Annotated in this window: 22 protein-coding genes; 16 read left to right on the forward strand and 6 right to left on the reverse strand. The window is 65.5% G+C overall.

Annotation, left to right across the window (positions count from 1 at the left end):
- Window positions 1-23 precede the first annotated feature (23 nt).
- From frr to BKA07_RS09595, 6 genes are all read left to right on the forward strand, one after another.
- Window positions 24-581, forward strand: a complete 558-nt coding sequence (frr, locus tag BKA07_RS09570) for a ribosome recycling factor (RefSeq protein WP_167950702.1) — start codon at window positions 24-26, stop codon at window positions 579-581.
- Entirely contained in the window at window positions 581-1,603 is a 1,023-nt protein-coding gene (locus BKA07_RS09575) for a phosphatidate cytidylyltransferase (protein WP_167950703.1), read from the forward strand. Before frr ends, BKA07_RS09575 begins: the two co-directional genes overlap by 1 nt.
- A 101-nt stretch (window positions 1,604-1,704) precedes the next feature.
- Window positions 1,705-3,012 carry a 23S rRNA (adenine(2503)-C(2))-methyltransferase RlmN gene (gene rlmN / locus BKA07_RS09580; RefSeq protein WP_167950704.1) on the forward strand — a complete coding sequence of 436 codons (1,308 nt, stop codon included), beginning with the start codon at window positions 1,705-1,707 and terminating at the stop codon, window positions 3,010-3,012.
- Window positions 3,013-3,095: 83 nt separating this feature from the next.
- Entirely contained in the window at window positions 3,096-3,656 is a 561-nt protein-coding gene (locus tag BKA07_RS09585; protein WP_092107286.1) for a DivIVA domain-containing protein, read from the forward strand.
- On the forward strand, window positions 3,649-4,365 hold the full coding sequence (locus BKA07_RS09590; RefSeq protein WP_167950705.1) for a hypothetical protein: 717 nt from the start codon (window positions 3,649-3,651) through the stop codon (window positions 4,363-4,365). The genes BKA07_RS09585 and BKA07_RS09590 overlap by 8 nt, the downstream gene beginning before the upstream one ends.
- Window positions 4,366-4,393: 28 nt before the next feature.
- Window positions 4,394-5,350, forward strand: a complete 957-nt coding sequence (locus BKA07_RS09595) for a N5-glutamine methyltransferase family protein (RefSeq protein ID WP_167950706.1) — start codon at window positions 4,394-4,396, stop codon at window positions 5,348-5,350.
- A gap of 400 nt (window positions 5,351-5,750) precedes the next feature.
- Here the strand turns inward: BKA07_RS09595 and BKA07_RS09600 are convergent, their stop codons facing one another.
- The gene (locus BKA07_RS09600) at window positions 5,751-6,938 is read right to left on the reverse strand and encodes an acyl-CoA dehydrogenase family protein (RefSeq protein ID WP_245161906.1); all 1,188 of its coding nucleotides are present in this window, start codon (window positions 6,936-6,938) and stop codon (window positions 5,751-5,753) included.
- A 112-nt stretch (window positions 6,939-7,050) separates the two neighbouring features.
- On the opposite strand from BKA07_RS09600, the gene dxr reads away from it, so the two are divergent.
- Together dxr and BKA07_RS09610 are read left to right on the forward strand one after the other, a co-directional pair.
- Window positions 7,051-8,304 (forward strand): 1-deoxy-D-xylulose-5-phosphate reductoisomerase, encoded by a 1,254-nt coding sequence (dxr, locus tag BKA07_RS09605; RefSeq protein ID WP_167950708.1) that lies wholly within the window; start codon window positions 7,051-7,053, stop codon window positions 8,302-8,304.
- A gap of 1 nt (window position 8,305) precedes the next feature.
- A complete protein-coding gene (locus BKA07_RS09610; protein WP_167950709.1) occupies window positions 8,306-9,859 on the forward strand; it encodes a M50 family metallopeptidase in 1,554 nt (517 codons plus the stop codon).
- Between the two features lie 137 nt (window positions 9,860-9,996).
- On the opposite strand, the gene BKA07_RS09615 is transcribed toward BKA07_RS09610, so the two are convergent.
- A complete protein-coding gene (locus BKA07_RS09615) occupies window positions 9,997-11,454 on the reverse strand; it encodes a serine hydrolase (RefSeq protein ID WP_167950710.1) in 1,458 nt (485 codons plus the stop codon).
- Between the two features lie 191 nt (window positions 11,455-11,645).
- On the opposite strand from BKA07_RS09615, the gene ispG reads away from it, so the two are divergent.
- The gene (gene ispG / locus BKA07_RS09620) at window positions 11,646-12,773 is read left to right on the forward strand and encodes a flavodoxin-dependent (E)-4-hydroxy-3-methylbut-2-enyl-diphosphate synthase (RefSeq protein WP_209044190.1); all 1,128 of its coding nucleotides are present in this window, start codon (window positions 11,646-11,648) and stop codon (window positions 12,771-12,773) included.
- 59 nt (window positions 12,774-12,832) lie between these two features.
- Complete coding sequence (locus BKA07_RS09625; RefSeq protein ID WP_167950712.1) at window positions 12,833-13,711, forward strand: GNAT family N-acetyltransferase; 879 nt, start codon at window positions 12,833-12,835, stop codon at window positions 13,709-13,711.
- 169 nt (window positions 13,712-13,880) lie between these two features.
- Here BKA07_RS09625 and BKA07_RS09630 read toward each other — a convergent pair whose 3' ends face one another.
- Window positions 13,881-14,297, reverse strand: a complete 417-nt coding sequence (locus tag BKA07_RS09630) for an RNA-binding S4 domain-containing protein (RefSeq protein ID WP_342449024.1) — start codon at window positions 14,295-14,297, stop codon at window positions 13,881-13,883.
- 112 nt (window positions 14,298-14,409) lie between these two features.
- The gene (locus tag BKA07_RS09635) at window positions 14,410-15,219 is read right to left on the reverse strand and encodes an NUDIX hydrolase (RefSeq protein ID WP_245161909.1); all 810 of its coding nucleotides are present in this window, start codon (window positions 15,217-15,219) and stop codon (window positions 14,410-14,412) included.
- 198 nt (window positions 15,220-15,417) lie between these two features.
- On the opposite strand from BKA07_RS09635, the gene BKA07_RS09640 reads away from it, so the two are divergent.
- Complete coding sequence (locus BKA07_RS09640; protein ID WP_167950713.1) at window positions 15,418-17,334, forward strand: proline--tRNA ligase; 1,917 nt, start codon at window positions 15,418-15,420, stop codon at window positions 17,332-17,334.
- Window positions 17,335-17,347: 13 nt separating this feature from the next.
- Window positions 17,348-18,154 carry a TSUP family transporter gene (locus tag BKA07_RS09645; protein ID WP_167953062.1) on the forward strand — a complete coding sequence of 269 codons (807 nt, stop codon included), beginning with the start codon at window positions 17,348-17,350 and terminating at the stop codon, window positions 18,152-18,154.
- A gap of 300 nt (window positions 18,155-18,454) precedes the next feature.
- Here BKA07_RS09645 and BKA07_RS09650 read toward each other — a convergent pair whose 3' ends face one another.
- Window positions 18,455-19,474: an aminoglycoside phosphotransferase family protein gene (locus BKA07_RS09650; protein WP_167950714.1), complete on the reverse strand. Its 1,020-nt coding sequence runs from the start codon at window positions 19,472-19,474 to the stop codon at window positions 18,455-18,457.
- A complete protein-coding gene (locus tag BKA07_RS09655) occupies window positions 19,471-20,448 on the reverse strand; it encodes a hypothetical protein (protein WP_167950715.1) in 978 nt (325 codons plus the stop codon). Before BKA07_RS09655 ends, BKA07_RS09650 begins: the two co-directional genes overlap by 4 nt.
- Before the next feature lie 134 nt (window positions 20,449-20,582).
- Here BKA07_RS09655 and BKA07_RS09660 point away from each other — a divergent pair, with 134 nt between their 5' ends.
- From BKA07_RS09660 to infB, 4 genes are all read left to right on the forward strand, one after another.
- Window positions 20,583-21,047, forward strand: coding sequence for a ribosome maturation factor RimP (locus BKA07_RS09660; protein ID WP_167950716.1), 465 nt, complete (start codon window positions 20,583-20,585; stop codon window positions 21,045-21,047).
- Window positions 21,048-21,130: 83 nt separating this feature from the next.
- Window positions 21,131-22,093 (forward strand): transcription termination factor NusA, encoded by a 963-nt coding sequence (gene nusA / locus BKA07_RS09665; protein WP_167950717.1) that lies wholly within the window; start codon window positions 21,131-21,133, stop codon window positions 22,091-22,093.
- 72 nt (window positions 22,094-22,165) lie between these two features.
- Complete coding sequence (locus BKA07_RS09670; RefSeq protein ID WP_167950718.1) at window positions 22,166-22,441, forward strand: DUF448 domain-containing protein; 276 nt, start codon at window positions 22,166-22,168, stop codon at window positions 22,439-22,441.
- A gap of 132 nt (window positions 22,442-22,573) precedes the next feature.
- Window positions 22,574-25,594 carry a translation initiation factor IF-2 gene (gene infB, locus BKA07_RS09675; RefSeq protein ID WP_167950719.1) on the forward strand — a complete coding sequence of 1,007 codons (3,021 nt, stop codon included), beginning with the start codon at window positions 22,574-22,576 and terminating at the stop codon, window positions 25,592-25,594.
- Window positions 25,595-25,619 lie beyond the last annotated feature (25 nt).

Here is a 25,619-nt window from a genome sequence, read left to right on the forward strand (position 1 = left end):
CCCACCGACGGAAAGAGTGAGCCGTGATTGAAGAAGCACTGGCAGAGGCCAGAGAGAAGATGGACAAGGCCGTGGAATTCACGCAGGAGGACTTCTCGTCCATCCGCACCGGCCGTGCCAACCCAGCACTGTTCGCGAATATCGAGATCGAATACTACGGCGCACCGACGCCTCTGCAGCAGCTGGCCTCGTTCCAGACCCCGGAAGCCCGCACGATCCTCGTGACACCCTACGACCGTGGGGCGCTGGGAGAGATCGAGACCGCCCTGCGCAACTCGGACATCGGGGCCAACCCGGCCAATGACGGCAACGTCATCCGCGTCGTGCTCCCGGAACTCACCGAGGAGCGCCGCAAGGAATACGTCAAGATCGTCAGGAGCAAGGCCGAAGACGGCAAGGTCTCGATCCGCAACATCCGTCGTCATGCCAAAGAGACCCTTGAGCGCATCAAGAAAGACGGAGACGCCGGCGAAGATGAAGTCACACGCGGAATCTCCGAGCTCGACGACCTGACGAAGAAGAAGGTCGACAACGTCGATCAGCAGCTGTCGAAGAAGGAAGCTGAGCTCCTCGAGGTCTGATGGTTTCATTGACCGGTCCCGGCAGTCCCGCATCCGATCCGGCTCCCTCCGGGGAGCCGGATGCGGATCCCCATGCGGCAGGCTCTGAGGCCCCATTCCCGAAGCGCAGGGATCTGCGCAACTCCGGCAAGACCTATTCGCCGGACGAACCGGATACGGAAACAGTCGCGGAGAGCGGGGAGGATGCCCCCGCCCCGGCAGAGAAGGACTACGGCAAGGCCGGCCGCAACCTCCCCGCGGCGATCGGCATCGGGCTGCTCATCGGCGGCATCGTCCTCGCCTCCCTCATCTTCTTCCCGATCTCCTTCCTCTTCATCATCCTCGTCGCCATCGTCGCTGCGATGTGGGAACTGGCCAATGCGCTGTCACGTTCCGGTTCACTCGTGTCACGGTTCCCGACCATGGTCTCTGCCGCCTGCATGGTGTTGGCGACATTCGTCGGCGGTCGTGAAGCCCTGTGGGTGACATTCGCGGCCAGCGCCGGCGCCGTCATGCTCTTCACCATGGTCGAGCGGCGCAAGAACGCGGTCAAAGACGTCTCGCTGTCCCTGTTCGCCCTCACCTACGTCGGCCTCATGGCCTGCTTCGTCGTATATCTGCTGACACAGCCCGACGGAAACTTCTACGTCATCCTGTTCCTCTCCAGCGTCGTCGCCTCCGACACCGGCGGCTACGTCTTCGGCGTCTTGTGGGGCAAACATCCGATCGCTGCGAGGATCTCGCCCAAGAAGTCCTGGGAAGGCTACGCCGGTTCGGTGATCTTCGCCGCAGCCGTCGCGACCGTCCTCGCGCTGACCCTCTTCGACGCACCGTTCTGGACCGGCCTGGTCATCGGCGTCGTCATACCCGCCTTCGCCACCCTCGGCGACTTCAGCGAATCGATGATCAAACGCGATCTCGAGCTCAAAGACATGGGCACTCTGCTGCCCGGTCACGGTGGGGTCATGGACCGTCTCGATTCGATCCTGCCCACGGCCCCGGTGGCGTTGGTGATGTTCTCGGTCCTGCCAGGCTATTTCTGAGGTCCGCCGCAGTCGGGCCGGTCTTCCGGTGGCTGCGCACACCTCGCAGACGTGGTCGCTGGCACATCCCACGAGTTTTGGACTCATGAGACAATGGGGGCGTGAGTTCTCAAGCAGGTAGCAGGCAGACACGGCCCGTCGTCGAACATGCGGACGGCACGACATCGAAGACTCCGACGCGCGACGGTCGTCCCCTGCTCAATTTCAAATCACCGCGAGCCGCCCAGCCGAAGCAGCATCTGGCCGATATGACGATGGACGAACGCATCGAGGCCGTCAAGGAGATGGGTCTGCCCGCGTTCCGCGCCAAACAGATCTCGACCCACTACTTCTCGCACTACCAGACCGACGTCGAGTCGATGACCGACCTGCCGAAGGACCTGCGTGCCGACCTGCAGGAGCGGTTCTTCCCTCACCTGCTGACCGAGGTCCGCCGTCTGCGGACAGCCAACGCCGACACGATCAAGTTCCTGTGGCGCCTCTACGACGGTGCACTCGTCGAATCGGTGCTCATGCGCTATCGGAACCGCGTCACCCTCTGTGTCTCCAGCCAGTGCGGCTGCGGAATGAACTGTCCATTTTGCGCCACCGGCCAACAGGGTCTGACACGCAACATGTCCGCCGCTGAGATCGTCGAGCAAGTCGTCCGCGCCAACCGGGTCATCGCCGCCGGAGAGCTCGCACCCGCACCCTCGGACGACATGCCGGCAGACGGTGAGACCGCACTCGGCGCCGAAGCCGACGACGATCAGGGCGAGGCCCCCGAGGCCACGGTCGACGACTCGGAGGCGACCGCCTCGGCGACGGGGCCCGAACGGGTCTCCAACATCGTCTTCATGGGCATGGGCGAACCCCTGGCCAACTACAAGCGCGTGATGAACGCGGTGCGGCGGTTCGTCGAGCCGGCGCCGCAGGGACTGGGCATGTCGGCGCGGCGGATCACCATCTCCACGGTCGGCCTCGTCCCGGGCATCAACAAACTCGCCGCCGAGGACATCCCCATCACCTTTGCGCTGAGCCTCCACGCGCCCGATGACGAGCTGCGCGACGAAATGATTCCGGTCAACACCCGGTGGAAGGCCGATGAGGCCATCGACGCCGCGTTCAACTACTACCAGACCACCGGTCGGCGAGTCAGCATCGAATACGCTCTGATCAAGGACATGAACGATCATCCCTGGCGCGCGGAGCTGTTGGCGAAGAAGCTCAATGCTCGCGGCGGCGGGTGGGTCCACGTCAACCCGATCCCGCTCAACCCGACACCCGGCTCCGTCTGGACCGCTTCGGAACCAGAGGTCGCGGACGAATTCGTGCGCAGGCTCGTCGACCAGGGGATCCCGACGACCATCCGCGACACCCGCGGTTCGGACATCGACGGAGCCTGCGGGCAGCTCGCCGCCGCCGACTGAGAAGGCGCGAACACGCATTTTCGGCGTCCGCCATTTATCATGGTGGAACTGACAGTTACGTACGATTCGCTTCTGGAGGCAACATGGCGGACACGACTTTCCCCCGAATGTCCGGATGGAAGAACGGCTACGACCCGAAACAGGTCGACAGCTTCTTCAAACGTGCACGCGAATCCTTCGAACGTCCCACCCCTCAGCCCGGTGACCTCGATTCCCGTGCCGTGCGCACCGTCGGCTTCGACCTCGTGCGCAAGGGCTACCACGTCGCCGTCGTCGATGCCGCCCTCGATCGCCTCGAAGACGCCTTCGCCAAACAGGCACGCGACCGCCTCATCGCGCAGTCGGGCCAGGATGCCTGGGTGTCCGAGCTGACCCGTGTTGCCGCGTCCCTGCGGGGACGCCTGGTCCGCGAACCGGGGGAGCACTTCGACAACCCGGCCCCCGGAGTCATCGGCTACGACATCGACCAGGTCGATGACATGTGTGAGAAGGTCAATGCCTACTTCACGCAGGGCGTGGCGATGAGCGTCGACCAGGTTCGCCGTGTCCTGTTCAAGACTGCCAAGGGCAACAAGGCCTACGACGAGGATCAGGTGGATGCCTTCATCGATCGCGTCGTCGAAGTGATGGCCTCAGTTGACTGACTTCCATTTCTTTCAGCAGCCGAGCGACACGTCCTCGGGCACGCTCAACCCCGTCTTCGAGCTGCTCGACTTCCCGATCGTCATGGGCGGAGCCGATGACATCGTGCTGACCGGCCCGAGCCCGGACAAGCCTTTGGTCGACGGCCGAGAGGTCACCGACCCGCGCCTGGTCAAAGCACTGTCGAAGCCCGTTGAGATCGATCGCGCCGAGGTGCTTGATCGAAGCGCCAAATTCGCCGGTGTTCTGCGTGCCATGGGCATCGCCGGCGGTGCCGACGAGCGAATCTCCATCGCCGAGGATGTTCCTCCGATGTCGCGGGCGCTGAGCATCCTCGGTGCAATCCGGATCGGGCTGAGCGTGGATGTGCGCTCTGGTGCCGGTGCGACCTCGGCCGATTCTGCTGAGGCATCTTCCTCGGATGCCGACGACGGGGCCGCCGTCTCGGTTCTGGTCCACGCGATCGACGCGCCCCCGGTCGACTCCGGAAGGGCTTCCGTCAAGGTCGTCCGCTCCCGGTTCGAAGGTGTGGGTATTGCGATCGCAGGGGAGTCGGCGAACCTCGACCAGGCAATGCGGGACTCACGCGTCGAATCCGTCGCGGTCGTTGCGCTGGCACCGGAACACCCGCTGATCCTCACCGACGAGACGCTGCTCGACGCCCGTGCGAGCCTCGAATGGCTGTCCCGGGAGATACTTCCTGGAGCCTGAGGGCGCCGCGACGCACGGAGCTGCGCGGATGGACCGTTCCACGGTGGTGGCCAGACTGCGGCAAGCAGGATGCGTCTTCGCCGAGGAGGAGGCCGACATTCTCTTGGCCGCGGCGAAGGACTCCTGCAAACACGAGGCGACACACTCCTGTGCGCATGAAGCGGCAAGCTGTCACGGTGCCCCGTCCGAGCTCCTGGGCGAGTTCCTGGCTCGCCGTGTCGCCGGGGAGCCTCTCGAACAGATCGTCGGATGGGTCGAGTTCGCGGGTCAGCGAATCGCGGTTGCGCCCGGCGTCTTCGTGCCCCGGCAGAGAACCGCGCTGTTGGCGCAGCAATCGATTCTGGCCGTGCAGGCTGCGAAATCGGCGAAGTCGGCGGAGGCTGCGAGGGTGGCGGAGGCCTTGAAGTCGGCGGAGGCTGCGAATTTGGGGGAAGCCGCGAAGTCGGTGCAGGTCGCGAAGTCGGCAAATCGTGGCGATAAGGAGGTTCGCTTCCTCGAAGCATTCTGCGGCGTGGGGCCGGTCGCGGCGACCGTCTCACGGGCAGTCCCGGGAACGCGAATCCACCTCGGCGACCATGATGAAACGGCGCTCGACTGTGCGCGAATGAATGCCGGACCGCAAGCACATTTCGACCTGCTCGATTGTCTGACGGGTCTGCCGGAGACCTTGACCGGCGGCTTCGACGTCATCTCCGCGGTCCCGCCCTATGTCCCAGACTCTGCTGCCGAGTTCCTGCCACATGAGGCGGTGGATTATGAGGCCCAGACCGCTCTGTTCGGAGGAGCCGACGGGCTGGACCTCATCCGCCGTCTCATCTGCGAATCGTGTAAGTGGATGGCGCCCGGTGGCGTCGTGCTCATCGAACTCGGCAGCGATCAGCAACACACGGCCGTTGAGTTTGCAACGGCCAAGGGATTCGCCGTGAGCAGCATCCTCGGCGAGGATGGGCAGACCGTCGTCCTCGAGCTGCGCAGCCGTGACTGACGGCAGCAGCGCACGGCAGCCGCAGCCGCGATGACTGCCAGCAGCGCACGGCAGCCGCAGCCGCGATGACTGCCAGCAGCGCACGGCAGCCGCAGCCGCGATGACTGGAAACAACCGCTTGCAAAACGTGCAGGGGTGCTGCATTAGTGCTCTACGTACACACTCATAGCAAGCGATTGCCATATAGCAAGCGATTGCCCTAGGGATGTGGGACCAGCGCTGGAATGGCCCACGGCACCGGCAACCGTGAAGACCGACAGCAACCGCTTGCAAAACGTGCAGGCGTAGAGCGCTTCTGCTCTACGCCCACACTTCTGGCTAGCGGTTGCCGTTGGGTCACGGGGCCGCCGCGACGCCGGTGCCGCCACGCTGCCGGTGCCGTGTTGCGTTGTGCGGGACCTCAGTTGGCGAAGGCGTTGATGCCGGTGAGGCTGCGACCCAGCGTGAGTTGATGGACCTCGTGGGTGCCCTCGTAGGTGAGCACCGTCTCGAGATTGACCGCGTGACGCAGCGGTGGGTATTCGCTGGTGATGCCGGAACCGCCGAACAGCGCACGCAGGTCGCGGCAGATATTCATCGCGCTGTCGACGTTGACCATCTTGCCGAGACTGATCTGCTCCGGGCGGACACCCTTCTCCGAGTCCTTGACCTGACCCAGGTGAGCGGCGAGCAGAGTGATCTGCGAATACTGGCCCAAAGCCTTCGCCAGCTTCTGCTGCGTGATCTGGAACGAGGAGAGAGGACGGTCGAACTGGACACGGGTGCCGGTGTAGTCGAGGGCAGAGAGAAGGGCATCGCGAGCGGCACCGGTGACGCCGAAGACGATCCCGTAGCGGGCCTCGGACAAGCAGGACAGCGGGCCCTTCAGGCCTTTGGCATCGGGCAGCATGGCGTCTTCGGGAAGGCGAACGTTGTCGAGGACGATCTCGCCCGTGATCGAAGCCCGCAGGGAGATCTTGCGGTGGATCTCCGGAGTCTGGACACCTTCGGCGTCGGAGGGGACGACGAATCCGCGCACGATCTGCTTGCCCTTGTCATCGGTCTCCTCGGTCTTGGCCCAGACGACCATGACGTCGGAGACGGGCGAATTCGTGATCCACATCTTCGCGCCGTTGAGGATCCAGTCGGACCCGTCCTTCTTCGCGGTCGTCTTCATGCCCGAGGGGTCGGAACCGACATCCGGTTCGGTCAGCCCGAAGCAGCCGATGGCCTTGCCGACAGCCATCTTCGGCAGCCATTCCTCCTTCTGGGCCTCGGAGCCGAAGTGGTGGATGGCGAACATGGCCAGCGATCCCTGGACGGAGACGAGTGAGCGCAGGCCCGAGTCCACGGCTTCGAGCTCGCGGCAGGCCAAACCGTACTGGGTGGCGGTGGATCCGCCGCAGCCGTAGCCGTCGAGGTGCATGCCGAGGACGCCGAGCTCACCGAGTCCCTCCGCGAGCTCCCGGGCGGGGATAGTGCCGTCGAGGAAGTAGTCGCCGATCTTCTCGCGGACGTTCTCATCGAGCCATCTCCTCACGACCGACGCGAATTCGAGGTCATCGTCTTCGAAGACCGAATCCAGTCCCAGAATGTCGTCGGGACTCATCGCTGCACTCATACAAACCTCTCTCGCCTTTGAATCGCATTGCATATCTCACGTCGGACGATGCTGCCGGTGTCGAGTCATTTCTCAGAGAACTTTGGCATCATCGGTAGGCGTGAGCAAACGTAGAATCATTGTAGTCGGCTCGACCGGCTCGGTCGGCACCCAGGCCCTCGATGTCCTTGCGGAGAACGCAGCGGACTTCGAACTCATCGGCCTCGCCGCAGGCACCCAACTCGATGCACTGGTATCACAGGCGCTCGAGTTCTCGGTCCCCGTCATCGGTCTCACCAGGCCACCCGGCGGCGGAGAGTCCGAGATTCGACAGCGAGTGCAGCAGCTGGCCGCTGAGCGCGGCGTCACCGATCCCGTCCGTGAGATCCATGTCGGCCCCAACGCCGCCGAGGTGGTCGCTGGGGCCGCGGCGGACATCGTCCTCAATGCGGTGACCGGAGCCGCCGGACTCGGTGCGACACTGGCCGCGCTCGAACGCGGAAGCGATGTGGCGCTGGCGAACAAGGAGTCGCTCATCATCGGCGGATCGATCGTCCTCGACGCGGCCGCACGCAACGGTGCCGCGCTCATCCCCGTGGACAGCGAGCACTCCGCGATCGCGCAGGCGATGCGCTCGGGCACCCACGGCGAGGTGAGCAAGCTCGTCATCACCGCTTCCGGCGGACCGTTCCGCGGCATGACCCGCGATGCTCTGCGTCGTGTCACACCGGCACAGGCGCTCAAACATCCCACGTGGTCGATGGGGTCGATGATCACCATCAACTCGGCGACTCTGGTCAACAAGGGGCTCGAAGTCATCGAAGCGCATCTTCTCTTCGACATCGACTTCGACCATATCGAGGTCGTCGTCCATCCCCAGTCCCAGATCCACTCGATGGTCGAATTCAGCGATGCCTCCACCATTGCGCAGATCTCCCCACCGGACATGAAGCTGCCCATCGCCTACGCACTCGGCACCCAGTCAGACGGTCAGACGCGCAGGCTGACCTCCGGCGCGGTGGCGAACAATTGGGGTCAGCCCATGCACTGGTCGTTCGAGCCGGTCAACCATGCGGCATTCCCCGCATTGGGGCTGGCGGTCGAAGCCGGCCGCAGGAGGAAGAGCTACCCGGCCGTCTTCAACGCGGCCAACGAGGTCCTCGTCGAAGCCTTCGTCGGCGGCGAGATACCGTTCACCGGCATCGACAAGGGCATCGAGCGGGTGCTGAGAGCCCATGAGCCCGCGGCCGAGCACACGGTCGAGACCGTCCTCGCCGCCGATGCCTGGGCCCGTGGCTTCGCTCGCCGGGAGCTGGTGACACAGTCCGCACACCTAGCCGAGTCCGCACAGGGCAAGACCTCCGGCGGCTCCTGATATGACAGTCGTCCTCTACATCATCGGGATCGTTCTGTTCCTGGTCGGCATCTCGATCTCGATCGGCCTCCACGAACTCGGTCACCTGACTCCGGCGAAGAAGTTCGGGGTCAAGGTCACCCACTACATGGTCGGCTTCGGCCCGACGGTCTTCTCCTTCCGCCGCGGTGAGACCGAGTACGGTATCAAGGCCCTGCCGTTGGGCGGATTCATCGCGATGCCGGGAATGTACCCGCCTGTCGGTGCGACGAAGAAGCGCGTCGGAGCCTCTTCGGAGACCGGCGCCTCGGCGGGAGACCTCGACGAAGCCGGTGCCTCCGGAGAGGCCGGAGCCTTCGGGGAAGCCGGTGCCTCCGTTGAGTCCGGCTCCTCCGGGGAGGCCAGAGCCGCCCGTGAATCCGGCGACGTCGACGCTGGTGTCGCGACCGAAGCGTCTCATCGCCCTCGTCAGCAGCGGCGCGGTCGTCTGTTCGAGAATACGATGGCCGACGCCCGGGACTTCTCCAACCAGGAGATCGAACCGGGGGAGGAGCACCGAACCTTCTACGCCCTGAACGTGCCCAAGCGCCTCGTCGTCATGTTCGCGGGTCCTGTGGTCAACTTGGTGCTCGGGATCATCATCATGGCGATCTCGCTCATCGGGATCGGAGTGATGGCGCCGACGACCACGGTGCAGACCGTCGTCGAATGTGCGGTGCCCGCCTCCGAGGCGGCCCAGCGTCCCGCGGACCAGAAGGAATCCTGCCAGGAGAACGACCCGCTGACCCCCGCCTGGGAAGCAGGGATCAAACCGGGTGACGACATCACTTCGGTCGCCGGGATCTCCACCGACGGCTGGGACGAACTGTCATCGGTCATCAAGGACCACGCCGGCGAGCGCGTCGACGTCGAGTTCACCCGCGACGGCGAGGCGCACAGCGTCAGCGTCCCGATCATCGCGCATGAGCGGGCGGTGGTCGACGACCGTGGCGAGCCCCAGATGAATGCCGACGGCACGCCCCAAACCGTGACCGAGGGCTTCTTCGGCGTCGGTCCCGTCCAGGAGCGCCGTCCGCTGCCGCTCGACGAATTCCCAGGCGCGGTCTGGGACCAGGTCAGCGGCGTGTTCCATGCGATCGTGACTCTGCCGGTCAAGCTCGTCGACATCGCCGAGGTGGCCACCGGTTCGAAGGAACGCGACGCCGAGGGCCTGGTCGGGATGGTCGGCGTCGGGCGGATCGCCGGCGAGATCGTATCGACCGATCAACTCCAGATCGTGGAGAAGGCCCAAGTGGGCCTGGGGATGCTGGGCTCGCTCAACATCTTCCTCTTCGCGTTCAATATGATCCCGCTGCTGCCGCTCGACGGCGGGCATATCGCGGTCGGCCTCTACGAAGGCGCCCGACGCCAGATCAACCGATTCCGCGGACGCGGCAAGATCGGCCCCTTCGACACGGCTCGGCTGCTGCCGCTGACCTACGTCGTCATCGGCCTGATGTTGTGCATGACGGCACTGCTCGTCTACGTCGACCTCGTCAAACCGGTCACCCTCGACGCGATCTTCAACTCCGGGTAGTTCGAGAAGCTCGGGCAGTTCAAGAACGTCTGTCAGTTCGGGCCAGCGACGTCCGAGCAGCGGCTGCAGGCTCGAGCGTCGCCAGCAGGGTCGAGCAGCGGTTGCAGGACCGACGCCTCGGCATCCGGGTGACCTCCTCAGTCGCTCAATGTGATCGTCTGCACCGCGCCGAGGTGGTCCAAACTCACCGTGATCGTGGCCGACGGTGTGTCCTCAGCATCGATATACGAGTCGGGCACCGTGACCGTCCCCAGCAGCGGCGTCCGCATCACGAGATCACCGTAGGTGAAGGCGGCCGTGAGCTGCAGGTCACGGTGTGAGGCCAACCCTTTCCGCCAGGCTGCGAAGCGCTCACGACGTTCGGTGCGGGGCTCGTCGAGGTCCATGTTCGGTGCGAAGAGCTCATCGGCGACTGCCTCATCGAAGTCGATGACGAGATTCGCCGCTCGCAGCGCGGTCTCCGACTGCCGCTTCGCGACCGGGAAGCGGGGTGCAGGTGCCGCGGTGGAGGTGCGTGTCGGCCGCAATTCCGGTTTGCCCGCGGCAGACGCCCACCCGGCGTCGACGGCCTCCCTGACGACGCGCTCGGCCGGATAGTACGTTGTGTTGCCGAGGACGACGATGCTCATCCCGAGGTCCGGGAACCAGCGCATATGCGATCCGTATCCGGGATACCCGCCGGAATGGCAGACGACGCGGCCGAAGCGGGAATCGAGACGAGGTTGCAGGCCGAAGCCGTAGCTGACGGACTCGGCATGGTGTTCGCTGCGCTGGACTTCGATGAGGCGGTGCGATTGCTGATTGTCGCTGAGGATCCTCGCCCACGACCCATCTGGCAACGCCTCGGCTCCGGCCGGAGCATCCATCGTCAGTGCGTCCATATGGGCGCCCATCCACACACCGATGTCGTTGACCGTGGAGATCACTCCGCCGATGGGGGAGAAGACGCCGGGGCCGGTGAGCTCGGCGGGATGGCCCCGGCCGTGTCGGTCGAGACGGATGCCGGGAGCCAGATCGGGGAAGTCGGCGACATCGAATCCTGTGCGAGTCAGACCCAGGGGGTCGAGCACCTCGGCGGTGGTGGTGTCGATGAACGAACGACCGGTGACGGATTCGACGACGAGCCCGAGGAGGGCGTAGCCGAGATTCGAATACTCGTAGCCGGTGTCCGCAGGTGCGATGGGGATGGCGCCGCGCTTGAGATAGGCGATGAGCTCGGGGGCGGTCATCGACTCCATCCGATCGGCCCAGGGATCGTCCTTCGTGAACCCGGTGCCCATGGTCAGCGCCTGCCGACACGTGCGATCGGCGATGGACGTGCCCTCAAGATCGGCGAGGATCCGAACGAGCGGCATGTCAAAGTCCAGGCCTTCGGACGCGAGAACGCCGATCGTCGCGGCGGTGAACGACTTCGTCATCGATGCGATGCGGTACGGAACGTCGCTGTGGGCGGTCTGCCCGGCGCCGCCTCGGCGGAAGACGCCCCACGCCAGTGCCCCGCCCTGAGCGGCCAGGGAGTCCGCGGCGGCCTCAAGGGAACTGACGACGACCTCGGCGTCGGGTTGGGTGAAACCCGCGGAAGCTCGACTGCTCACTGACATCTCCTCGGTTCGCACGGCAAGTCCCCTTCACACTACCTGCGAAAACGGTCCTTGGTGAGCGATAACACCGTGGTCGGTGAGCCGGGACACGGTGTGAAGTTCTACAATGTGAATGACTCGAACGTTCAGGCTGGTCAACAGTCGTCGATGAAGGGATTGTCTTCGTGACATCGGTCAACCTCGGAATGCCCGCCCCACCAGCTCCTGTCCTCTCGCCGCGTCGGAAGACGAGGCAGATTCAGGTCGGAAAGGTCGGCGTCGGTTCCGATCACCCCGTCAGCGTGCAGTCGATGACGACGACTCCCACCACCGACATCAATGCCACTCTGCAGCAGATCGCCGAGCTGACAGCCGCCGGTTGCGACATCGTTCGCGTCGCCTGCCCCACGGGCGATGACGCCGCGGCACTGCCGGCCATCGCGCAGAAGTCGCAGATCCCGGTCATCGCCGACATCCACTTCCAGCCGAAGTACGTCTACGCCGCGATCGACGCCGGCTGTGCGGCGGTACGCGTCAACCCCGGCAACATCCGCAAATTCGACGATCAGGTCAAGGAGATCTCGAAGGCCGCGAAGGACGCGGGAGCGTCGATCCGGATCGGTGTCAACGCCGGATCCCTCGACAAACGCCTCATGGAGAAGTACGGCAAGGCCACGCCCGAGGCCCTCGTCGAGTCCGCAGTGTGGGAGGCTTCGCTGTTCGAAGAGCACGACTTCCACGACTTCAAGATCTCCGTCAAGCACAATGATCCCGTGGTCATGGTCCGTGCCTACGAGCTGCTCGCCGAGCGCGGCGACTGGCCCCTGCACCTGGGAGTCACCGAGGCGGGGCCCGCCTTCCAGGGCACGATCAAGTCCGCCACAGCCTTCGGCACCCTGCTGTCGCAGGGCATCGGAGACACGATCCGCGTGTCCCTGTCGGCTCCTCCCGTCGAGGAGATCAAGGTCGGCAATCAGATCCTCGAGAGCCTCAACCTCAAGCCACGCAAACTCGAGATCGTCTCCTGCCCGTCCTGTGGACGTGCCCAGGTCGACGTCTACAGCCTGGCGGACAAAGTCACGGCCGGCCTCGAAGGCATGGAGGTTCCGCTGCGGGTTGCCGTCATGGGGTGTGTGGTCAACGGCCCCGGTGAGGCCCGTGAGGCCGATCTCGGTGTGGCCAGCGGCAACGGCAAGGGTCAGATCTTCGTCAAGGGCGAGGTCATCAAGACCGTGCCCGAAGACCTGATCGTCGAGACCCTCATCGAAGAGGCCAACCGCATCGCCGAGGAATCCGGCACGCCGTCCGGAACGCCCGACGTCGTCGTCGGCTGAGACCTGACCTCTGACGAAAGTTCTCCGGTGCGTGACGATCAGACCAAGGAGGCTCTCTCGTGCTGAGAGTTGCTCGCCTGGGGCATCAGCACACCGGTTGGCTCAAGAACCTGCTCACTCTCAACCCCTGTGAGAACGTCTACCTCATCGCGCTGCTCGAGGTCACTGGCACGGCACAGATGGGGTCGCCGGCCGGTTCTCTGCTGGGTGTCTTCGATGGTGACCGACCGGTCGCCGCCTATTGGGTGGGCGGCAACATCATCCCCGTGGCCGCCACTGCCGGGACGAACCAGGTCCTGGCCGATAAGCTCAACTCCGACGGACGCTACTCCTGCTCCCTCATCGGGACCCGGCAGGTCATCCTCGATCTGCAGAGCCGTCTGAACTGGGGGAGGCCTCGTGGAGTCCGCGACCGGCAGCCTCTGCTGGCCATCAGCTCCGACCCGCTGGTCGAACCCGACGAGGATGTGGAGCTGGTCACGCTCGACCAGCTTCCGGCTGTCTTCTCTGCCAGTGTGGACATGTTCACCAACGAGGTGGGCTTCTCTCCGATCGAGGGCGGCCAGTCGAGCTACATGGCCCGGGTGCGCAGCATCATCAGGGGCAAGAACTGCTTCGCTCGAATCTCAGAGTCCCTGCCCCAAGGGGGAGCGGTGGGGCGGTGGCCGGCGACGAACCAGGCCGAGCAGGTCCTGTTCAAGGCCGATATCGGCATCCGCGCTCCGCGCATCGTCCAGGTCCAGGGCGTTTGGGTCCACCCCGAGGTGCGGCAGCAGGGACTGGGTGCCGCCGGAATGGCTGCGGTCGTGGCGCAGACCCGCGCGGCCGGGCATACGACAGTCAGCCTCTACGCCAATGACTACAACGAGGTGGCTCTGCGCATGTACACACGCGTCGGCTTCGAACAGGTCGGGACCTTCGCCACTGTCATGTACTGACCGGTATCAAACCGCTCTCGGCCCTCCCGGTCCTCCCGCGCAACGCGCCGCCGCGCGACTCCGCGCCGATAGCAGACCCCAGCGTCGGGAGGCGAGGACAGGGAGTCTGCTTTCGGCGCTGAAGTCTGCGATCGGCGAGGAGGCGAACCGGGATGAGACTGCGCGCAGGTCAGGACCGTCGGCGGTTCCGGTCCTTCGGTTTGGCCATGTCGCCGAGGAACTTCTCCATCTCCCGGCGGTCCTTCTTCGTCGGACGGCCCAGTCCTTTGTCCCGGCGGGGGACGAATCCACGCAGGGCGGGGTCGGGTGGAGGAGTGAGATCTTCGTAGCACTGCACGGCGATCGAGGCCTGCAGACGTGTGGGGACGAAGCCGGTGATCTTCCAGATGAACTCGGTGCCCGCCTTGCGCACGCGCACTTCCTGGCCCACGCCGACCTTCTGCGCCGCCTTCGCGCGCTGACCGTCGACCTTGACGTGGCCGCCCCTGCAGGCCTGAGTCGCCAGATTCCGGGTCTTGAACATGCGCGTCGTCCACAGCCAGACGTCGACGCGCATCTGTTTGTCGGGTGAGCGATCAATATCCACAGTCAGCCTCCAATACTGAATCCCCGTGTCAATGCCGCGGCCGGCGCCACTGTCATCGTCAATGCCGCGGCCGGTGGCGCTGTCATCGTCGACGTAGCGGTCAGTGCCACCATCATCGTCTGCGGTCGTCGTCGGTGCCCGTGGCTGCACCTTCTCCCGTGCCGGTCGCTGCGCCTTCTCCGGTGCCGGTCGCTGTGTCGTCACCGGCCGCGCGCACATGCGGGGGCGTGACACGGGTGTCCTGCCACAGGGCGATCTCGGACCGGCGGGTGAAGGTCTGAGCGGGCCGACCGCGCCCCTGGGAGACGGCCTGACCGGTCGGCGAGAGCAGCGGCAGCATCGTGCGGCGGAACGTGTCCGCCTGCAGACTCTCACCCGAGACGATCTCGTGCAGCTCCCGCAGCTCACGCAGGGAGAACTCATCGGGCAGCAGTCCGAACGGATCCGGGGTGCGCTCGTGCAGCGACCGCAGACGGTGTACCGCGACCCGTACGATCTCTTGATGCTCGGCGCTGAGTTCATGGACCGTGTGGACGGGTGTCAGTTTGCGACGGCGGGAATCGGGGGAGTCGTCTTCGGTCTCCGGCGAGCTGGCATCGTCGAATCCCACATCGGCGGCCGAGAGCACATCGAGGTGGGCCACCGAGATCACCCACCCGCGATCGTCACGATCGGGCTGGTCGAAGACATGAAGCTGGACGGGCGCACGGTCGATCAACCGCGCCTTTTCGCGCAGGCACCGTGCAACCGCCTCGGCGAGTCGCTCCTGGGGTCGGAGGATCGAACCCGGCAGCTGCCAGATGCCGTCACCGGAATGGGTGAGGAGCACGTGCAGTCCACGCCTGGGAACGGGGCAGAGGACCGCGGTGTCGACCGCGACCGAGGGGCGCGGGAACTGCGTCAGTTGAGTGGAATCAGGCATGCTCTTCGTATCGATGTGCGAGTCGGCCCGAAACGATCGGGGCCGAGTGGACGTCTGTGCCCACCAGTCTAATTCGCTTCCACCTGGTGACGAATCCACGCCCGGTGATCACCGCACGCATACTCTTATGATTGCCGTGCGCCTACTCGCGTGCGATAGTGTTCGATCTGAGTCCTGACAAGTTGAGGAGAATCACCCATGACCCTGCGCATGTCGTCCCTGTTTGTGCGAACCCAGAAGGAGGACCCGGTCGGCGCCGAGGTCGCCAGCCACAGACTGCTGCACCGTGCGGGCTACATCCGCCGATCGGCCCCGGGGATCTACACATGGCTGCCGCTGGGACTGCAGGTCCTGGGCAAGATCGAAGCGATCGTGCGCGAAGAGATGGCCCGTGCCGGGTCTCAAGAGGTCCATTTCCCAGGCTTGCTGCCGGCCGACCCGTACCGGAAGTCCGGGCGTTGGGAGGCCTTCGGCCCCGACCTGTTCCACCTCAAGGATCGCAAGGACAACGACTACATCCTCGCGCCCACCCACGAGGAGGTCTTCACCCTCCTCGTCAAGGATCTCTACTCCTCCTACAAGGACCTCCCGCTCTCGATCTATCAGGTCCAGAACAAGTACCGCGACGAAGCCCGTCCCCGCGCCGGTCTGCTGCGCGGCCGGGAATTCATCATGAAGGACGCCTATTCCTTCGACATCGACGACGCCGGACTCGATGCTTCCTACGAAAGGATGCGGGTGGCCTACCAGCGCACCTTCGCCCGCCTCGGGCTGCCCTGCCTGCCGGTCAAGGCCACTCCGGGGGCCATGGGCGGATCCGGCACCGAGGAGTTCATCTACCCCTCCGAGGTCGGCGAGGACACATTCGTACGCTCCTCCGGCGGTTACGCGGCCAACGTCGAGGCCGTGACCTCGATCGTGCCCGAACCCATCGACTACTCGCTCTCACCCGCGGCCCACGTCGAAGACACCCCCGACACCCCGACGATCGAGACCCTCGTGGCCGCCGCGAACGCCGACCACCCCCGCGAAGACCGCGCCTGGACCGCGGCCGACACACTCAAGAACGTCGTCTGCGCCGTCACCCACCCCGATGGCACCCGCGAGATCATCGTCATCGGTCTGCCCGGTGACCGTGAAGTCGATCTCGACCGCGCCGCCGGCACCGGGATGCTGGGCAACGGCGAGGTCGAACTCGAAGCAGCCACCTCCGAGGATCTCGCCGCCCACCCGGAGCTCATCAGGGGCTACATCGGTCCCGGGGTCGACCTCGACGATCAGGTCCTGGGCCTCGAGGGCACCTCGAAGGTCCGCTTCCTCCTCGACCCCCGCGTCGTCGACGGCACCCGCTGGATCACCGGAGCCAACGAACCCGGACGTCACGTCTTCGACCTCGTCGCGGGTCGTGATTTCGCCGCCGATGGCACCATCGAGGCCGCCGAGGTGGTCCTCGGTGACCCGGCACCCGACGGTTCCGGCCCGCTGGAGCTGGCCCGTGGCGTGGAGATCGGTCAGATCTTCAAGCTCGGCCGCAAGTACGCCGACTCCCTCGACCTCAAGGTCCTCGACGCCAACGGCAAGGCCACGACGGTGACCATGGGCTCCTATGGACTCGGCGTCACCCGCGTCATGGCCTGCATCGCCGAGGAGTACCACAGCGAGTCCGGTCTCCTCTGGCCCCAGCACCTGGCTCCGGCCGATGTGCACATCATCGCCGCGGGCAAGGGCGACGACATCGCCGAGGCGGCGGAGAAGATGACCGCCGAACTGGAGGCCGAAGGCATCACCGTCCTCCTCGACGACCGCAACAAGGTCTCACCCGGCTTCAAGTTCGCCGATGCCGAGCTCATCGGCATTCCGACCGTGATCGTCGTCGGCCGCGGACTCGCCGAGGGCAAGGTCGAGGTCCGCAATCGTCTCAGCGATGAGAAGTCGGACCAGCCCGTCGCCGAGGTGGTCGCTTCCACCGTGGCCACGATCCGTGCCGCTTACGCCACGGCCGATGCCGCGGCCGATGCCGCGATCGCCGAGGGAGCCGCGGCCGATGCCGCGATCGCCGACGATGCCGAGCTCACGGAGTCGATCCGTGCAGACTCGTCGGCCTCGGCACGATGAGCACACCGAGGTGATGGAGGCTCTCACCGGCGGCATCGATGTCACGCTCGCCATGCTCCTGTGGCTGCTGGCCGCAGGAGCACTCGCCGGCTGGATCGACGCCGTCGTCGGCGGTGGCGGACTGATCCAGCTTCCGGCGCTGCTGCTGGTCCCGGGCATGACACCGGTCCAAGCGGTCGCGACGAACAAGGTGGGATCGATCGCGGGCACGACCGCCTCGGCGGTGACCTATCTGCGCAAGATCACCCCCGACCGATCGGCGACGATCCCGGCCGCGGCCACGGCCTTTCTCGGTGCGGTCCTCGGAGCGAAACTCGCGACCTTCATCCCCAGCGATCTCTTCACCCCGATCATCCTCTTGGCGCTCATCGGGGTCGGACTCTTCACGGTCCTCAACCCCAGCCTCGGCGCCGATGCGAGTCTGCGGTTCGGCGAATCCTCGAAACGCCACCACGGTCTGTCATGGCTGATCGGCCTCGTCATCGGCGTCTACGACGGCGTGCTCGGGCCCGGCACGGGATCGTTCCTTGTCATCGCCTTCGTCACCCTCATCGGATTCTCATTCCTCCAGGCCTCCGCCACCGCCAAGGTCATCAACTGGGCGACGAACTTCGGCGCACTCGTCTACTTCATCCCCGACGGCCAGGTCGTATGGGCACTGGGTCTCGTCGTGGCCGTGGGCAACGTCCTCGGCGGGATCTTCGGAGCACGCACGGCCCTGAAGCAGGGCTCCGGGTTCGTCCGGGTCGTCTTCGTCGTCGTGGTTTCAGCGATGATCCTCAAACTCGGCTACGACGTGATCGCCGGCCTCATCCACTGAGGCTCCCGGCAACTGTGAGGATCCTTCAGGTCGCTCAGCCACCCGGCGCTGGAGGATGAAGACGTCTCAGCAACCTTTCGGTCGCTGCGCAACCTGTCGCCGGGTTGCTCAGCGACCGGAAGGTTGCTGGCCTCGACCGCGGGGTTGCTCGGTGACCGCGGGGTTGCCAAGGCCGCTAGGGGTTGCTCAGCGGCGGAAGGTGTCGCTCAGTGGCGGAAGGTGTCGCTCAGTGGCGGAAGGGGTTGCTCAGTGGCGGTGGGGTTGCACAGCGGCGGTGGGGGTTGCTGGGACAAGGCTGAGTCAGCCGATGGGCTTGAGGGCGTGGGCGTTGACGCCGGCGACGTCGGCACCCGACAGCGCACGTGCGACCCACAGCGACCTCGCAGCATCGGCGAGTGGTCCGGTCGCTCCGCCCCGGGCCGAGCGCAGATACCAGAACATGTTCGTGATCTCTCGGGCGACTGCGGCGCCCATCCCGTACTGCGGATCCATGCCGGCACACAGGGCGAGATCGGTGGCGAATCCGCGCAGCCAGGCGGCCTGGGCCTGCGGATGCTGGGACGGGATCTCGACCAGGCGGTTCCACAGCACCGGTGCCAGAGTGTATGCGGTGGGGCCCGAGAGCGGCAGCGGGTCGATGGCCTTCCACGTCGAGATCCCGGCGGAATCCGGGTTGCCGGCGAGGATGTTGTAGTAGTGCAGATCGGCGTGGATGAGCCAATTCTCGTCCGATGCGGCGAGCGTGTGCATCCAGTTCCGGGCGAACGAGAGCAGCAGAGAATCACCCGGCCCGGCTTCCGACCATCCGCTCAGCAGACTCGCATCGGCGTCGAAGGTGCTCAGCCATCCTGCGGCGACGTCTTGAACGCGCAGGAAGTCCGCGTCCGCCGGAACCTCGAGCGAGCGCTGCAGGGCTCCCCAGACCGGGGGCACATCGGCCAGCGGCAGTACGGAGAGGTTGTCCGTCGTTCGCAATCGCTCCTGCAGCGTCACCCGGAAGCTGTGATCGTCTCTGATGACCCTCACCGCGCCGTGGCCGTTCCACATCTTCAGTGCCCGCAGCGCCTGCGCATGTGCGGCCGTATGCGCCGAGGTGGGGGCAGCGAACCGCAGAACGCCCTGATAGTTCTCCTGGGTCAGGACCGGGATGACGAGGCTCTCGCAGCCGGCCCAGGGCGCGCCGGGGACGTCGTCGAAACTCAGCTGCCACCGGTCGCTGAGCTCATTGGCCATGAAATCCAGTGCGGCGGTCCAGGAGGAGGTGCGGAACTCGCCGATGATGTCGCGAGTGGAGTTGAACAGAACCGGCGGCACCTTCACTTCTTCGCCTCCGCCTCACCGGACTCCCCGGGATAGGAGTACCGAAGCACCTGCGGAATCGTGAAGACCGTCCGTGCACGTGCCGATTCCCACAGCCGCAGCGCGGCCGACCCATCGCTGCGCAGCCAGGGCAGAAGCGCCGCCGCCAGGCCGTCTTCGAGGTTCAGGGCCAGCTCCTCGGCGGTCGCGGGATCGGTGGGGCTTGGGTCGAGGTTCCAAGCGGGCGCGCCCGGGTCCGCATCGGTCTCGCCCAGTTTCTCGAGCATCTCTCCGGCCAGCGAGCCCAGGGACTCCAGTCGAGCCACACCGCGTCGGCGCTGGGGCGACTTTGCATCGAACATCACGGTCAGACGCTCGTAGCCGTAGGAGGCTGCCCGAGCCCGGTCGAGGATCGCATTCCACACCTGTGGCCCTGGGGCACCCGCAGGCTGTGGGGTCTCAGCTGACGGTGCGGTCTCAGTGGACTGTTCGGAAGCGCGGTCGGCAGGGGACCCGCCGACGGAGGCACGTGAGTCGCGGATGAGGGATTCGCAGCTGCGGAGAATCCCGGAGTCCTCGGCTCCCGCCGTCACCGCCAACCCGGTGGCCGCATCCACGAGGACGGGGATGAGGGGTGGGGACAGGCTCGGGAGGGCACTGAACACCTCCTCGGTGACCGCCTCGGCGGCCTGAATGTAGGTGCGGGACTTCTCGGTCGGTGGGGGATCGGTGGCCATCTGACTCGGGGGTGACCAGATCGGTCCGATCGCCTTCCGCAGCTTCTGCAGATCCTCGCGTGCCGTGTCGGTGTCGGAGCCGTCCGGCGTGGTGGCGTCCAGGATCCGGGCGACCTTGTTGCGCAGCCGATCCGTGTCATCCAGCGTCGGAACGTCAGGCCCGGTGTCGAGTCTCAGACCGCAGCCCGACAGCAGGCTCAGGCTCGCCCCGCTTGCACCGAAGAGGAGAAGAGAACGACGGCTGACGGGAAAACGCATAGCCCAATCCTAGCGGATGCTTAACCTCGGTCAGGGGAGTCGCTTAGGGTTGAGCATAGGCAATCAGCAGGGCATCGAGATCGTCCGAGGAGCGGGGAGCAGACCCCGCGATCGGGACGAGGACTGGAGGAGATATGGACGAGGACGTGGCTCGGATCGAAGAGCTGCTGCGGGAACCGCTCAGGACGTCCGGATTTCACCTGGAATCGGTCAAGGCCGTCGCCGCGGGACCGCGGCGGACGCTGACGGTCGTCGTCGACCTCGACGAATCCAGCACGGAGGCGATGTCGATGGACAAGATCGCCGAATCCAGCCGTCTGGTCGGAGACACCCTCGACGAGGTCGAGATCTTTCGGGACAAGCCCTATCAGCTCGAGGTGACCAGCCCGGGGGCGACGAGGAAGCTCGAGTGCCCCCGGCACTTCAAACGTGTGCTCGGCCGCAGGCTCGAGATCACGACGAAGAAGGACTCGTTCAAGCTCGATCTCGCCGATGTGGGCGAGAACTCAATTTCGGGAACCGACCCCGCCAGTCGTGAGAAGCGGACGGTGTCGCTGCCAGACATCGTCAAGGCGCAGGTCGAACTCAAGTTCCGGTGAGTCCAAACTGCGATAGAATGTCACGCCTGCATAAATGAAGACAGACAATTCAATGCTCGAGGGAGCCGGAGAGGATATAGGCCATGGATATCGACCTCAGTGTTCTGCGCATTATCGAGCGAGAGCGGGAGATTCCGCTCGAGACGCTGATCGAACTCATCGAACAGGCGCTCTACCTCGCTTATCAGAAAACCGAAGGCGCCTGGCCCGATGCTCGCGCCGAGCTGGACAAGTCTTCGGGGGAGGTCCGGATCCTCGCCGTCGAGTTCGACAATGACGACAACCCGATCGGTGAATTCGACGACACCCCCGCCGGGTTCGGACGCATCGCGGCGCAGACCGCTCGCCAGGTCATCCACCAGCGTCTGCGCGACGTCGAGGACGAATCGCTGCTCGGCAGCTTCAAGGGCCGCGAAGGCGAGATCGTGTCCGGCACCATCCAGCAGGGCAGGGACCCGCAGATGGTCCAGGTCGACCTCGGCGATGTCGAAGCGGTGCTGCCTCCGCACGAGCAGGTCCCCGGTGAGACCTACCGGCACGGAACACGCCTCCGCGTCTATATCGCCGATGTCCACAAGGGGCCGAAGGGCACCTCTGTGACCGTCTCGCGCACGCACCCGAACCTCGTGCGCAAACTGTTCGCGCACGAGACGCCCGAAATCGCCGACGGCACCGTCGAGATCGTCTCCCTGGCCCGTGAAGCCGGTCACCGAACCAAGCTCGCGGTGCGTGCGACGAAGCCCGGTGTGAATGCGAAGGGTTCCTGCATCGGCGAACTCGGCTCCCGCGTCCGTGCCGTGATGAATGAGCTGGGCCAGGAGAAGATCGACATCGTCGACTACAACGACGATCCGGCCCAGTTCATCGGACACGCCCTGTCACCGGCCAAGGCGTCGCAGGTCGACATCATCGATGCGGATATGCAGGAATCACGTGCACTCGTCCCGCGCGACCAACTGTCCCTGGCCATCGGCAAAGAGGGTCAGAATGCGCGTCTGGCAGCCAAACTCACCGGCTGGAAGATCGACATCATCGCCGGCGAGTAGGCGTCAGGCGTGATCTGAACCACGCAGGGGGATGGCGCGGGCGAGGGTGGAAGTGCTGTAGAATTAAGAACTGTGAATGTAGGCGCCGCACCCCGAAGGACGTGCATCGCCTGCAGGCAGAAGGCCGACCGGGACGAGCTCACACGATTCGTGATTCGCCCCGATCAGCATCCGGCCATCGTCCACGACGTGTCAGCGACACTGCCCGGGCGAGGAGCCTGGGTGCACCCGGATGCCACGTGCCTGAAGAGGGCACTGACATCCGCGTCCTTTGCTCGAGCCTTTCGAACGAAGGTCACCGCCTCGGATCTGCCGAGGATGGATACCGAACCCAAGAAGAGCGGGTAGCCCGAATGGATGACAAGTTGTGAGTGTCGTGCGATGACACCGCTATCGGAATTCGAGAGAGCAGTGAAATGAGAACTGCTCTTCATTGATGAGGTTCTTTCCTGACCGGGAAAGAACCCGGACAGGAGAACTGTGGCAAAGCCCCGTGTCCATGAGCTCGCGAAGGAGCTCGGCACTACAAGCAAGAACGTCCTCGAGAAACTGCAGGACCAGGGCGAATTCGTTCGCTCCGCCTCCTCGACCCTTGAAGCACCTGTCGTGCGCAAGGTGAGGGAAGCGTTCGCCGATTCCGCTCCGGCCGAACCCGGCGGCGACAAGACCTCCGGCGCATCCGGTGGCTCGAAGTCGGCGGCCAAGCCCGGAGCCAAGCCCGCGGCGAAGCCCGGAGCCCCCAAACCCGGCGCTAAGACCCAGGCCAAACCGGGAGCCAAGCCCGGCCCGAAGGCCCCTTCGGCGAAGACCGATGCGGCCGAATCCGACTCCGCAGCGGCGCAGTCGGCGACCGAGTCGACCGAAACGAAGCCCGTACCCGAGTCGACCGAGGCGAAGCCTGCTGCCAAACCGGCTGCGGGGCCCAAATCCGGCGCCGCAGCCGACGCTGCCGAGACCGGCCCAGCCGACTCCTCGGCCGAGGCCAAGCCGGCAGCCAAGCCGAACGCACCGAAGCCGGGAGCCCCGACTCCGAATCCGGGGGCGGCTCCCAAGCCGGGCGGCGCACCGAAGCCCGGTGCTGCGCCCAAACCTGGTGCCGGCCCGAAGCCGGGTGCTGCACCCAAACCGGGCGGTCGTTCGTCGGCCCGTCCCGGAAACAATCCGTTCGCTTCCGCCCAGGGGATGCCCAAGTCCGGCGGCCGCGGAGGCTCCAAGTCCGGTAACCGCTCCGGTGGTCAGGGAGGCCCGGGCGCGCGTCCGGGCAACAACCCGTTCGCGAACTCGCAGGGTATGCCCAAGCCGGGCCAGAAGCCTCGCCCAGCCGGCGAGGAGAGCTCGGACGGACCACGTCCGGGACCGCGTCCTGGCGCGCCCCGTCCCAACCCGTCGATGCTGAAGAACTCCGCGCTCAACAAGCCGGCGCCCAGTCGCGGCCGTGGCGGAGGTCGCGGCAACGCGCCGGCCGGCGGTCCGGGCGGTCCAGGCGGCGCCCCGGGCGGAGGACCAGGCGGACGTCGCGGACCGGGTGGTCCCGGTGGACGCGGCTCGGGCCGGGGTCGTGGAAGCACTCAGGGTGCATTCGGCCGCGGCGGCGGTCCCCGTCAGAAGGGACGCAAGTCGAAGCGGGCCAAGCGCGCCGAGTTCGAGCAGATGCAGACGCCGTCCGTCGGCGGCGTCTCCGTTCCACGCGGTGACGGCAACACCCCGCTGCGTCTGCGCCGCGGATCCTCGTTGGCAGACTTCGCCGAGAAGATCAACACCGATCCGACCAACCTCGTGACGGTGCTGTTCCACCTCGGCGAGATGGCGACCATCACCCAGTCATTGGACGAGGGGACGTTCGAGGTCCTCGGTGAGGAACTCGGTTACAAGATCGAGATCGTCTCGCCCGAGGACGAGGACCGCGAGCTGCTCGAGACCTTCGACATCGACCTCGACGCCGAAGCCGCGGAAGAGGACGATGAGGACCTGGCTGCCCGTCCACCGGTTATCACGGTCATGGGTCACGTCGATCACGGTAAGACCAAACTTCTGGACGCGATCCGGTCGGCCAACGTCGCCGGCCGCGAGGCCGGTGGGATCACCCAGCACATCGGTGCCTACCAGGTCGAGGTCGAACACGACGATGCCGATCGCAAACTCACCTTCCTCGACACCCCCGGTCACGAGGCGTTCACCGCCATGCGTGCCCGCGGTGCGAAGTCGACGGACCTTGCGATCCTCGTGGTCGCAGCCGATGACGGCGTCATGCCGCAGACGGTTGAAGCGCTCAACCACGCGCAGGCGGCGGATGTGCCGATCGTGGTCGCGGTGAATAAGGTCGACAAGGAAGGCGCGAATCCCGCCAAGGTCATGCAGCAGCTGACCGAGTACAACCTGGTGGCCGAGGAGTACGGCGGCGAGACCATGTTCGTCCCGATCTCCGCGCTCAAGCGCGAGGGCATCGACCAGCTGCTCGAATCCGTGCTGCTGACCACCGATGCCGCGCTGGACCTGCGGGCCAACCCGGACAAGTCCGCTCGCGGCATCGCCATCGAGGCCAAGCTGGACAAGGGTCGCGGTGCGGTCGCCACCGTCCTCGTCGACTCCGGCACCCTGCACCAGGGAGACGCCATCGTGTGCGGCACGGCCTATGGCCGCGTGCGTGCGATGTTCGATGAGAACGGCAATCAGGTCGCCGAGGCGGGCCCATCGCGTCCCGTCCAGGTGCTGGGGCTGTCGTCCGTGCCGCGCGCCGGTGATACGTTCATTTCCACCGATGACGATCGCACGGCCCGTCAGATCGCTGAGAAGCGCGACGCCATCGAGCGCAACGCGGCTCAGGCTCGCGGACGCAAGCGGATCAGCCTCGAGGACTTCACCAAGGCACTGGCGGAGGGCAAGGTCGACATGCTCAACCTCATCCTCAAGGGCGACGTGTCCGGTGCGGTCGAAGCGCTGGAGGACTCGCTGCTCAAGATCGATGTGGGCGACGAGGTCGACCTGCGCATCATCCACCGCGGAGTCGGTGCGATCACCGAGAACGACATCAACCTGGCCACGGTCGACAATGCGATCGTCATCGGCTTCAACGTCCGGCCGGAGGCGAAGGCTCGCGACCTGGCCGACCGCGAAGGGGTCGACGTCAGGTACTACTCGGTCATCTACCAGGCGATCGACGACATCGAGAGCTCGCTCAAGGGCATGCTCAAGCCGGAGTACGAAGAGGTCCAGACGGGCACCGCGGAGATCCGCGAAGTCTTCCGGTCCTCGAAGTTCGGCAACATCGCCGGCTCCATCGTCCGCGATGGGCACATCACCAGGAACGCCTCTGCTCGCGTCACACGTGATGGAGTCGTCGTCGGCGACAAGGTCAAGATCGAGTCCCTGCGTCGCTTCAAGGACGATGCCACCGAGGTCCGCGAAGGATTCGAGTGCGGTATCGGACTGGGCAGTTTCAACGATCTCAAGGTCGGCGACATCATCGAGACCGTCGAGATGCGCGAGAAGCCTCGCGACTGATCAGCGATGGCTGTCACACCGGGTT

The organism is Brevibacterium marinum (genome assembly GCF_011927955.1).
Taxonomy (GTDB): Bacteria; Actinomycetota; Actinomycetes; order Actinomycetales; family Brevibacteriaceae; genus Brevibacterium; species Brevibacterium marinum.